Annotated in this window: 11 protein-coding genes; 2 read left to right on the top strand and 9 right to left on the bottom strand. The window is 68.2% G+C overall.

Annotated elements, in window-relative coordinates; genetic code table 11:
- Positions 1 to 102: 102 nt before the first annotated feature.
- Positions 103 to 459, bottom strand: a complete 357-nt coding sequence (locus tag ACVOMM_RS15415) for a hypothetical protein (protein ID WP_065181457.1) — start codon at positions 457 to 459, stop codon at positions 103 to 105.
- 3 nt (positions 460 to 462) lie between these two features.
- Positions 463 to 1,308 carry a shikimate dehydrogenase gene (gene aroE / locus ACVOMM_RS15410; RefSeq protein WP_065174307.1) on the bottom strand — a complete coding sequence of 282 codons (846 nt, stop codon included), beginning with the start codon at positions 1,306 to 1,308 and terminating at the stop codon, positions 463 to 465.
- Between the two features lie 48 nt (positions 1,309 to 1,356).
- On the opposite strand from aroE, the gene ACVOMM_RS15405 reads away from it, so the two are divergent.
- Complete coding sequence (locus ACVOMM_RS15405) at positions 1,357 to 2,220, top strand: TolB family protein (RefSeq protein ID WP_481526471.1); 864 nt, start codon at positions 1,357 to 1,359, stop codon at positions 2,218 to 2,220.
- Between the two features lie 21 nt (positions 2,221 to 2,241).
- Here the strand turns inward: ACVOMM_RS15405 and ACVOMM_RS15400 are convergent, their stop codons facing one another.
- From ACVOMM_RS15400 to ACVOMM_RS15385, 4 genes are all read right to left on the bottom strand, one after another.
- Positions 2,242 to 2,511: a hypothetical protein gene (locus ACVOMM_RS15400; RefSeq protein WP_053517966.1), complete on the bottom strand. Its 270-nt coding sequence runs from the start codon at positions 2,509 to 2,511 to the stop codon at positions 2,242 to 2,244.
- A 33-nt stretch (positions 2,512 to 2,544) separates the two neighbouring features.
- Complete coding sequence (hemB, locus tag ACVOMM_RS15395; RefSeq protein WP_053517964.1) at positions 2,545 to 3,534, bottom strand: porphobilinogen synthase; 990 nt, start codon at positions 3,532 to 3,534, stop codon at positions 2,545 to 2,547.
- Between the two features lie 19 nt (positions 3,535 to 3,553).
- Positions 3,554 to 4,471 (bottom strand): bestrophin family protein, encoded by a 918-nt coding sequence (locus ACVOMM_RS15390; RefSeq protein ID WP_053517963.1) that lies wholly within the window; start codon positions 4,469 to 4,471, stop codon positions 3,554 to 3,556.
- Positions 4,472 to 4,592: 121 nt separating this feature from the next.
- A complete protein-coding gene (locus tag ACVOMM_RS15385) occupies positions 4,593 to 4,841 on the bottom strand; it encodes a hypothetical protein (RefSeq protein WP_006475755.1) in 249 nt (82 codons plus the stop codon).
- 182 nt (positions 4,842 to 5,023) lie between these two features.
- Here ACVOMM_RS15385 and ACVOMM_RS15380 point away from each other — a divergent pair, with 182 nt between their 5' ends.
- Positions 5,024 to 5,482, top strand: coding sequence for a hypothetical protein (locus ACVOMM_RS15380; RefSeq protein ID WP_053517962.1), 459 nt, complete (start codon positions 5,024 to 5,026; stop codon positions 5,480 to 5,482).
- Positions 5,483 to 5,572: 90 nt separating this feature from the next.
- On the opposite strand, the gene ACVOMM_RS15375 is transcribed toward ACVOMM_RS15380, so the two are convergent.
- The 3 genes from ACVOMM_RS15375 to ACVOMM_RS15365 form a co-directional block, all read right to left on the bottom strand.
- A complete protein-coding gene (locus ACVOMM_RS15375; RefSeq protein ID WP_346480506.1) occupies positions 5,573 to 7,375 on the bottom strand; it encodes a DUF885 domain-containing protein in 1,803 nt (600 codons plus the stop codon).
- Positions 7,376 to 7,454: 79 nt separating this feature from the next.
- Positions 7,455 to 7,973 carry a cytochrome c oxidase assembly factor Coa1 family protein gene (locus tag ACVOMM_RS15370; protein ID WP_193396734.1) on the bottom strand — a complete coding sequence of 173 codons (519 nt, stop codon included), beginning with the start codon at positions 7,971 to 7,973 and terminating at the stop codon, positions 7,455 to 7,457.
- A gap of 25 nt (positions 7,974 to 7,998) precedes the next feature.
- On the bottom strand, positions 7,999 to 10,227 hold the full coding sequence (locus tag ACVOMM_RS15365) for a S9 family peptidase (protein WP_164150492.1): 2,229 nt from the start codon (positions 10,225 to 10,227) through the stop codon (positions 7,999 to 8,001).
- Between the last annotated feature and the right edge of the window lie 46 nt (positions 10,228 to 10,273).

The raw sequence follows: 10,273 nt of genomic DNA, 5'->3' as shown, positions 1-10,273 counted from the left end.
GGGTAAAAGCGGCATGGTCGAAGCGCTGGAGGGCGAGGGGGGGGGCCGGGGAATTGACCCCCCCCCCGGCGGGGGGGGGGGGGCCCCCCCCCCGCCACGACCTTACCGGCCTACCACAGGCGGCCGCTGGCGCAGCAGGCGCACCAGCGCCCAGACCAGCAGCACCATGCCGATCGCTTCCACCATCGCCAGAGCGAAATGCAGCACGCCCAGGATGGCGCTCATGCTCGAAACCGCGCTGAAGTCACCGCTGCTGACCATCCACATCGGCAGGATGCCCGCTGCCATGCTGCCGAGGCTGGCCAGCAGCAACAGCAGCAGCCCGGCCAGCGCGCCGCTGCGGGTGGCATCGCGCGGCGCGCCCACCACCCACACCAGACCCACGCACAGCGCGATCAGCACCGGCAGGCGCACGCCCACCATGCTCAGCACCGTCACCAGCAGGGTCATGTTGTCCATCGGTCAGTCCTCGCCGGCCAGCGCCAGGGCGCCCTGCCGCAGCTGCTGGTAGACCTCGTCGGTCTGCGGACGCACACCATGCCACTGCAGGAAGCTCTCGGCGGCCTGCTCGACCAGCATGCCCAGGCCATCGACGGTATTGCGGCACTGCGCCGCACGCGCCCAGGCCAGGAACGCGATGGCCGCCTCGCCGTAGTTCAGGTCGACCGCGGTGGTCATCGAATTGACCAGCGACAGCGGCAGCTTGAACTCCACGTCGCGGTCACGGCCGGCAGAGGTGGCGTTGACGATCAGCTCGAAGTCACCCAGCTCGCGCAGGTCTTCCCAGTAGCGGCTGATGGCGCGGCCCGGCTCGCCCATCGCGTCGATCAGTTCATCGGCGCGTTCCGGCGTACGGTTGACCACCACCAGCTCGGTGATGCCGGCATCGAGCAGCGCCGGGGCGACGCTGCGGGCCGAGCCGCCGGCGCCGATCATCAGCACCCGGCGGCCGCGCAGGTCCAGGCCATGGCGGTCGGTCAGGTCGCGCACCAGGCCGATGCCGTCGGTGGTGTCACCATGCCAGCGCTCGCCCTTGCGCAGCAGCGTGTTGACCGAACCGGCGCGGCGCGCACGGGCCGTCAGCGTAGTGCAGACCGCAAACGCGGCTTCCTTGTGCGGCAGGGTGACGTTGGCACCGACACCACCTTCGGCGGCGAATGCTTCCAGGCCGGCGAGGAAGGCGTCGGGGGCAAGGTCGATCGTGCGGTAGTCGATGGCGATGCCTTCCTGGCGACCGAACGTCGCGTGGATCTGCGGCGACTTCGAGTGGGCGACGGGGTGTCCGAAGACGGCGTAACGGTCGGTCATGGATTCCTCAAGCTGGCTAGACTGATGCTCTTTCGTGTACGGACCCGGATGATGCGCATCACCCCGACCCTGCTGGTGCTTGCCGCCAGTCTACTCTCTGCCCCCGTGGCGATGGCGTTGAACGAGTACGGCATCGAAGGCATGGGCGTGGTCTCGACCCGTGCCGACGAGGCTCGCGGCACGATCAGTGCCGACGGCCAGCGCATCGTTTTCGCCCGCCGCGGCGAGGGCGGCTGGGGCCTGTGGCAGGCCCGCCTGATCGATGGCCGCTGGCAGCAGGCACAGGCGCTGGCGGTCGATGTCAGCGGTGAGGCCCGGGATCCCTACTTCAGCCGCGATGGCCGCTGGCTGCTGTTCGCGGCGGGCACCGAAGGCCAGCTGGCGCTGTACCGTGCCGCCGTGACCGGCGATGGCCAGCTTGGCAACGCACAGGCCCTGCGCGGCGAGCGTGGGCGGTACGAAGAGCGCGGTCCAGCGCTGAGCATGGATGGCCGGCGGCTGCTGTTCGCGCGCCATCAGGGCCGTGGCGCCGGTTGGGATCTGTTCGTGGCCACCCTGGATGCCGAGGGCGTGCGGGGCCCGGCCACCGCGCTGGCGGCATTGAACAGCGCCGATGACGAGACTGACGCTGACTGGCTGGGCAACGATGGCGCCGTGGTGTTCAGTCGTGGCAGCGGCACGAGCGCGCAGGTATGGAGCAGCGGGTGCGCCTGGAGCGGCGTGGCGCTGCAGCCGCTGGGGCTGTCCTTCAACCAGGCAGGCGGCTGGACCGGTGCGCCGGTGATCGACAACGCCAAGCCGGGGGAAATGCTGGTCGTCAGCAGTGCGGCGAAGGCGCCGCGTGCCGGGGGCGTGGATCTCTACCGGTTGGCGGTACCGAAAGTGCCTGCCGTGGCCGGGTGCATGCGGTAGATCCCGGCCCGGGCACCGCAATCAGCGCGACAGCACCTTGGCGCGCTGCTGTTCGTAGTCCGCCTCGCTCAGCTGGCCCCTGTCCTTGCGCTGGTTGAGCGCGGCCAGTTCGGCCTGCACGCTGTCCGGCAGGGACTGTTCACGGGCGATCCGACGGGCGGCGGAGAGCTGCTCGGGAGGGCGTTTGCTCGCCCGCCAGGCTGCGATGAACACGCCGACGATGACGGCACCGAACACCAGCGTGCCGACGCCCCAGATCAGCCATTGCATCCATCCCAGTTCGGGTCCCATCAGCCGTTCCTCCCTCCATCGATGGCGCTATTGTCAGCGCTCGCGCAGCCAGCGCGCCACCTGTGGCGCGAAATAGGTCAGCACGCCATCGGCGCCGGCGCGCTTGAAACCAAGCAGCGACTCCATCACGCAGGCGCGCTCGTCCAGCCAGCCATTGGCGAACGCCGCTTTCATCATCGCGTACTCGCCACTGACCTGGTAGGCGAAGGTGGGCACGCCGAACTGTTCCTTCACGCGACGCACCAGATCCAGATACGGCATGCCCGGCTTGACCATCACCATGTCAGCGCCCTCTTCCAGATCCAGCGCGATCTCGCGCATCGCCTCGTCGCCGTTGGCCGGGTCCATCTGGTAGGTCTTCTTGTCCGCCTTGCCGAGGCTGGCCGCGCTGCCCACCGCGTCGCGGAACGGGCCGTAGAAGGCCGAGGCGTACTTGGCCGAGTAGGCCATGATGCGCACATTGAGGTGATGGTCTGCATCGAGCGCGCGCCGGATCGCACCGATGCGGCCATCCATCATGTCCGACGGCGAGACGATGTCCGCGCCGGCTTCGGCATGCGACAACGACTGCTTGACCAGCGCTTCGACCGTGATGTCGTTGAGCACGTAGCCCTTGTCATCGATGATGCCGTCCTGGCCGTGGGTGGTGTAGGGGTCCAGCGCCACATCGGTCATCACGCCCAGCTCCGGGAAGCGCGACTTCAGGGCGCGGATCGCACGCTGCGCCAGTCCGTCCTCCGCCCATGCCGCCGAGGCATCCAGCGACTTCTGCGAGGCGTCGATCACCGGGAACAGATCGATCACCGGGATGCCCAGCTCCAGCGCCTCTTCGGCCACTTTCAGCAGTTCCTCGATGGACAACCGCTCCACACCGGGCATCGACGGCACAGCGGTGCGGCCGGCCGGTTCGTGCACGAACACCGGATAGATCAGATCGTCGGTGGTCAGCGTGTTCTCGCGCATGAGGCGGCGTGAGAACTCGTCATGGCGCATGCGCCGCGGGCGGTAGTGGGGATGAGGCATGGCAGGCTCCGAGGAGTGGCTAGTGCAACAGGTAGCCCTGCGGCAGCAGGGGTTCGGGCAGGGGGCGTTCACCGAGCGCGTCGAGCTGGTCGATCTCGATCGTGCGCACCAGCGCGTCCAGCGGCAGATCGTTCGGCTCCAGGCCGAACGGATCTTCCATTTCTTCGCCAAGCTGGTCCAGGCCGAAGAAGGCGTAGGCCAGCACCGCCGACAGCACCGGCGTGCCCCAGCCCAGCGAACTGGCCAGGCCGAACGGCAGCAGCACACAGAACATCCACGCGCAGCGGTGCAGCAGCAGGGTGTAGGCGAACGGCAGCGGCGTGGTCAGGATCCGCTCGCAGCCTGCCTGGATCGAGGACATCGCATGCAGGCGGTCCTCCAGCTGGGCGTACAGGATCGGATCGAGATCGCCGCTGCGCAGCGCCTGCGCCAGTTCGGCGGCGATCATCGCCAGCAATGCATCGGGCACGTTCTCGCGCTCGGCCAGCTGCGCACGCTGACGCTTGTCCAGCCACGGCAAGGCCGCCAGCGCCACGATGCGGCCGCGCAGGCGGGCGGCCAGCGCATGGGCGAAGGCGGTGGCCAGATAGGCGATGCGACGGCGGCGGCCTGCGTCATCCACCAGCAGCAGGTTCACCTGCCGGGCCAGTGAGCGCGATTCGAACACCAGCTGCCCCCACAGCTTGCGGCCTTCCCACCAGCGCTCGTAGCAGGCGCTGTTGCGGAAGCTCAGGAAGATCGACAGGACCAGGCCCAGCAGGGTGAACGGCGTGACCGAGACGCGCTCGATGCCGATCGGCGGCGCCAGTTCCACCACCGCGGCGACGGCGATGGACAGGATCAGGATGGCCAGCACCTTCGGCGCGATCGCCGGAACGATCGATCCGCGCAGGATGTACAGCAGTTGCCAGCCGTGGGGACGAGGTCGGATGATCATGGGGCAGCCGCGCCGGGCGCGGATTCACAGGCACGCGCAGGCTCGCGCAGCCGTTCATTGTACGCCCCTGCCCGGCTGCGGGCCGCAGCCCTGCGACGCCCGGTCGCACCCGGCCACAGGTTCAGATCACGCCACCGCCCAGGCCCAGGCGCAGGATGCCCACCACCACCACGATGCCGTTCAGGACCAGGCCGGCCCAGGCCCGGCCGCGCTTGCTCGGGTGGGTGAACAGGATGCCCAGCGCAGCGATCACCGCGCCGACCGCAGCGAACGGAATGAGGAACCAGTTGCCCCAGCCCAGCAGCGGTATCAGCGCCAGGATCATCCACAGCAGCGCCAATACACCCCACAACAGACTGATCACACCCATCGCCGCTCTCCCGCAGTTGGTTCCCGGCCCCAACCATAGACGTTCCGGCCGCCGTCGCCTACTCCCGTTGGCGGGCCGCTCACCTCGGCCGTGCTAGCGTCTGGATGCCCAGCGCACAGGGCGTTGGCGCCGATTCAGAGTGGCCCACCGATGATCCCATCCAGTCCTGCAGGGGTATTGCCATGAACATCCGTTGGGCCGCACTGGCGGCCATGCTGCTGGCCGCCGCCGGTTGTGCCAGCACCTCCAAGGTCATGCTGGGCCGCGCGCGGGCGCCAATCGACCCGGCGCAGGTGCAGATCTATTCAACGCCGCCGGCCGGCTCGCAGGAGATCGCCCAGCTGGAATCCGCCTCTGCGGTGGGCTTCGGCACCCAGGGCCAGACCGACGCCGCCGTGGCGCGGCTGAAGCGCGAAGCCGCAGCGCTGGGCGCCAACGGCGTAGTGCTGATGGGCGTGGGCAGCAGCGGCTCGCCGGTGGGCATGTCCGTGGGCGCCGGCAGCTATGGTTCGCATGTGGGCGGCGGTCTCGGCATTGGCATTCCGACCACGCAGAAGCGCGCCGCAGGCGTGGCGATCTGGGTGCCGAACCCGGCGCCGCCGGCACGGTTGCCGACCCAGGTGATCACGCCGCAGCGGTGACGCAGCAGCGTCACCGCGGATAGCGCCGGGCCGTGCCCGGCGGCATTTCGCTTTCCCGCTGCGCTCGCGGGGCATGGCCCGGCGCTACCGTTACTTCTTCCGGTACTTCGGCACGAACACCTGGTTCACTGCGTCGGCCAGCTGATCCGGCGGCAGCAGGCCCTGGTCGAGCAGGAAGTTGTTGAACGCCAGGCGGTCGAACTTCGCGCCCAGTGCCAGTTCGGTCTGCATGCGCAGCTCCAGGATGCGGGTGTAGCCATAGAAGTAGCTGCCCGCCTGGCCGGGCATGCGCACGGTGTAGCGGTCCAGCTCCTGGGTGGCCATGGCCTTGGACAGGCCGACCTGTTCGATCAGCACCCGTTCGCCGTTTGCACGGTCGGTCAGGCCGAGGTTGAGCATCGGATCAAGCATCGCGCGCGCGGCGCGCAGCAGGCGGAACTGCAGGGCGATCATCTGCCCGTCCAGAGGCTCGTACGGCACCATCTCCGCTTCGGCGTACAGCGCCCAGCCTTCCACGTTCACCGAATTGAACGCGAACATGGTGCGCGCGAGCGAGACGCCGCGCTCGACCATCGCGGTGAACTGCAGCTCATGGCCGGGACGGCCCTCATGCGCGCTCAGGGTCCACGCGGCCGCACCGAAGTTGAAGTCGTCGTACTGGGCGCCGGCACCGGCCGCCGGGTTGCCCAATGGCAGCACGAAGGTGCCCTGCTGCCCGGTGTTGTTCACCAGCGGTGCCGGCAGGAAATGCGGTGCCGGGCTGGCGGCGCTCTCGGCAGCCGAACCCAGGCGCATCTGCATGGCGCGCTTGGGCACGTCGACAATGCCATGCTCGCGGATCAGTGGATCGATGGCGTCGATCACCTTGCGATAGTGGCCTTCGAGCTGGTCGTCGGCGATCTTGTCGGCCTTCAGTGCGCGGATCACGGCGACCGGATCGGTGGGATCGGCGACCTTCAGGCCCTTCTCCTTCACCACCAGCGGCGCCAGCTGCTGCATCGCCGAGCGGGTTTCCATGAACTCCAGCTGGGCACGCTGCATCAGCAGCTTCGGGTCGATGTCGATGCCGACCTGCTTGAGCTGGTATGCGTAGAGCGGCGCCGGCAGGCGCGTGTCGGTACGCGCCTTCGGCAGCACCTCCTTGCGCGTCCAGGCCGCGTACTCCTTCATCTGCCCCGCCAGGGCCCTCATCGCTTCATCGGCACCGCTGATCTGGTACTTCTTCAGCAGCGACTCGATGCCGCTGATGTAGGTCTCGACGTTGTCCAGCGACTGCTGCACTTCGATCTTCGTCGGCTGCAGCAGCGCGCTGTCCTTCAGGCGTTCTTCGTAGCGCTGGCGCGCCAGCGTGGTGAAGGCGGTGCCGCCCGGCGTCAGCCCGGCGTACGCCTTGAGGCGATCAAGCGCCTTGGCCCGGCGCTCGGCCGGCACCTGGTCGGACAGCAGAAGATTGAGGCCGCTGAACACCGTCTGCGGCGCATCGGTCCACGGCAGCAGGTACTTGTCGTTGAGCTCGCTGCCCTCGATGTTCTGGTTGGCGGCGTGGATCATGATCTGCAGGTCCTGGCGGACGTTGGGATCCTTCTCCGTAGCCAGCCGGGTCTGCAGCTCGTCGCGCGCCTTGGCTGTCGCGGCCCGGTAGCGCGCGCCATTGTCCGGGCCGAGGTCGGCCACCTTGTCGTCATAGCCCGGCACGCCGAAGAAGCCGGTCTGCTCGGGCTGGAACGGTCCCTGCGCGTCGAGCAGGATCTGCGCCAGCGCATTGCTGCGCGCGACCCAGGCGGGGCTGGCAGGCGTGGTGGCCTTGGCGGCCGGTGCGGCCAGGGCCGGGGGGGCGGACAGCAGCGGTGCAGCGGTCAGGGCCAGGGCGACGGCCAGCGCGATCGGCTTCATGAAGCACTCCAGGACAGGGTTGCCCGCACCCTACGCGCTCATGGCGATGGCGACAATCGGTGGGAAGTCATGGCGCCGGTCAGAACGCGGCCGTCATCGGGCAGCCACCGCGCTCGCGGCAGGCCTGCAGTTCGCACTCCTGCGCAGCCTCCTCATCGTCCAGCGCGGTCAGATCGAAGGTCTGTTTGTCCGCACCCAGCACATACATCACCGGGTAGTCCCAGACATCGTCGCGGCGGATGCCCTGCACGAACAGGCGACCGTGCGCATGGGCCCCTTCCAGCGATACGGTCAGGCCCACATCGCGCTCACCGGTGATCGCGGTCTGCATGCTGCCCAGCGGCAGCGAGCCGGCGCGCAGCGGTTCGCCGAAGGCCGCCACCAGCTCGATGCTGCATCCGGCGCGCCGCATCGCCTCACGCATCGGCGGACTCTCGCGTGCGGCTTCGCCCCAGCGCATCACACTCCATGCCGCGGAACCGCCCAGTACGCCCAGGAACACCACCACGGTCAGTGGCATCGCCCATCGCCAGTGACGGCGCCACCAGCCGGGGGGATGGGCGGGATGGCCAGGAACAGGGGGTGGCAGGTGGTTCATCGGCGGGCTCCTTCCCGGTTGTCACTCAGGGTTTCAGGCAACGTCCCAGGAACGCTTCCGCCACACGGTAGCGGTGCAGCGCATCGGCACCGGACAGGCCATGTTTGGCGCCCGGGTAGGTCATCAGTTCGAAAGGCTGGCCACGCTTCTGCAGCGCACTCATCAGGCTGGTCGAATTGGTGAACAGCACGTTGTCATCGGCCATGCCGTGGATCAGCAGCAGGGGTGAGCGCAGTCCGTCGATGTGGGTCAGCACGCGCGCTTCGCGATAACCGGCCTCGTTGCGTGCCGGCAGATCCATGTAGCGTTCGGTGTAATGGCTGTCGTACAGCCCCCAGTCGGTGACCGGTGCACCGGCCACGCCGCAGGCATAGCTGTCGGACGCCTTGGCCAGCAGCATCAGGGTCATGTAACCGCCGTTGGACCAGCCCTGCACGCCGATGCGCGCGGGGTCGACCCAGGGCTGCTGCTTCAGCCATGCCACGCCGCGCAGCTGGTCGGTCACCTCCACCGTGCCCTGCCTGCCATAGAGCGCGCCGCCGAACTCACGGCCACGCCGTGGGGTGCCACGGTTGTCGAGCGAGAACACCACGTAGCCCTGCTGCGCCAGGTACTGGTTGAACAGATGATCGCCACGTCCGGGCCAGCTGTCGGTGACGGTCTGGCTGGCCGGGCCGCCATAGACGTACACCGCCACCGGATAGCGCTTGGAGGGATCGAAGCCGGCAGGCTTGATCAGGCTGTAGTTGAGCGGCGTCCGGCCATCGGCAGCGGTCAGGGTGCCGAATTCGACCGGTCGCTGCGCATCGCGATAGCGCGCGTAGGGATGCTTGGGATCGGCCAGATCATTGTCCACCAGCGTCGCGATCTTCTCACCGTTGGCGCGGTACAGCTCGATCTGCGGCGGTGTGGTGCTGTTGGACCAGCTGTCGACATAGACACTGGCGTTGCGCGCGAAGCTGGCGCTGTGCATGCCCGGCGCCTTGGACAGCCGCTGTGGCGCCTGTCCGCCCTGCAGCGGGACGGAGTAGATCTGGCTCTCGCGCGACGTCTCGATGCCGGCGCGGAAATAGGCCTTGCCGGCCGCTTCATCCACAGCCAGGAGTTCATCCACGGGCCAGTCACCGTGGGTCAGCGCGGTGGCCTTGCCCGTGCTGTCGATGCGGTACAGATGCTGGAAGCCGGTACGCTCGGACGACCACAGCATGCTGCCGTCCTGCAGGAAGCGCAGGCTGTTGTGCAGTGGCACCCAGGTGGGGCTGGTTTCATGGGCAAGCACGCGCTGACGGTTTGAGTCCAATGCCACTTCCACCAGATCCAGCTGCCTCTGGTCACGCGACTGGCGCTGGAACGTCAGGTGCTGGGCATCACGCCAATCCACGCGCGCCAGGTAGATGTCCTGTTCCTTGCCCAGGTCGATCCAGCGCGGTTGTGCCGCGGCGGCCGGCGCGATCACGCCCAGCTGCACGCGCACATTGGCATCGCCGGCGGCCGGGTAACGCTGTTCGATGACATCGGTGCGGTCTGCATAGACCTCGTAGCGCTTCTGTACCGGTACCGGTGCTTCGTCGATGCGGGCGAAGGCGATGGCCGAATCATCCGGCGCCCACCAGTAGCCGGTGTGGCGGTCCATTTCCTCGTCGGCCACGAACTCGGCCACACCGTTGCCGATGGTGGCGCTGCCGTCGCCGGTCAGCTGCAGCTGGCTGCCATTGGCCAGATCGATCACCCACAGGTTGCGGCCGCGGATGAAGCTGACGAAGCCGCCTTTCGGCGACAGCTTGGCGTCGGTGGCAAAGCCTTCGCCGTGGGTCAGCTGGCGTACTGCTGCCGGACCCTGCTGCTTCAGGTCGTACAGGTAGAGCTCGCCGCCGAGCGGGAACAACAGGCGCTGTGCGTCCGGCGACCACTGGTAATCGACGATGCCGGTCATAGCCGCGATGCGCTGGCGCTCGCGGCGGGCCTTCTCCTCGTCGCTGAGGGTCTCGGTGCCCGGCAGCACCACCTTGGAGTCGACCAGCAGGCGGGTCTGGCCGCTGGCGATGTCGTAGGTCCACAGATCCAGCTGGTTGCGGTCGCTGTCCTTGCCGCGCAGGAAGCTGACCTGCGAACCGTCCGGAGCGACCTTGGGCTTCATCAGGGTCGGCCCGGACAGCGGCAATGGACCGGTGATGGCTTCCAGCGTCAGTTTTTCAGCGTGGGCGGCAGTACTGGTGGCGAGCATGAGAGCAAGCGAAGCGAACAGGTGGCGCATGGAGGATCCCGGCAAACGGCAGGTCCGCCACCGCAGCATGTGCGGT

This window comes from Stenotrophomonas sp. STEN009, assembly GCF_056760395.1.
The sequence above is the reverse complement of the archived record's forward strand: the minus strand, read 5'-3'. Positions and strand labels throughout refer to the sequence as shown.

Coding starts and splice junctions, on each gene's coding strand:
- ACVOMM_RS15385 (WP_006475755.1), bottom strand. CDS start 4,841: ATGGGTGTGATCAGTCTGTTGTGGGGTGTATTGGCGCTGCTGTGGATG.
- ACVOMM_RS15370 (WP_193396734.1), bottom strand. CDS start 7,973: ATGAACCACCTGCCACCCCCTGTTCCTGGCCATCCCGCCCATCCCCCC.
- ACVOMM_RS15405 (WP_481526471.1), top strand. CDS start 1,357: ATGATGCGCATCACCCCGACCCTGCTGGTGCTTGCCGCCAGTCTACTC.
- aroE (WP_065174307.1), bottom strand. CDS start 1,308: ATGACCGACCGTTACGCCGTCTTCGGACACCCCGTCGCCCACTCGAAG.
- ACVOMM_RS15415 (WP_065181457.1), bottom strand. CDS start 459: ATGGACAACATGACCCTGCTGGTGACGGTGCTGAGCATGGTGGGCGTG.
- ACVOMM_RS15375 (WP_346480506.1), bottom strand. CDS start 7,375: ATGAAGCCGATCGCGCTGGCCGTCGCCCTGGCCCTGACCGCTGCACCG.
- ACVOMM_RS15365 (WP_164150492.1), bottom strand. CDS start 10,227: ATGCGCCACCTGTTCGCTTCGCTTGCTCTCATGCTCGCCACCAGTACT.
- ACVOMM_RS15400 (WP_053517966.1), bottom strand. CDS start 2,511: ATGGGACCCGAACTGGGATGGATGCAATGGCTGATCTGGGGCGTCGGC.
- hemB (WP_053517964.1), bottom strand. CDS start 3,534: ATGCCTCATCCCCACTACCGCCCGCGGCGCATGCGCCATGACGAGTTC.
- ACVOMM_RS15380 (WP_053517962.1), top strand. CDS start 5,024: ATGAACATCCGTTGGGCCGCACTGGCGGCCATGCTGCTGGCCGCCGCC.
- ACVOMM_RS15390 (WP_053517963.1), bottom strand. CDS start 4,471: ATGATCATCCGACCTCGTCCCCACGGCTGGCAACTGCTGTACATCCTG.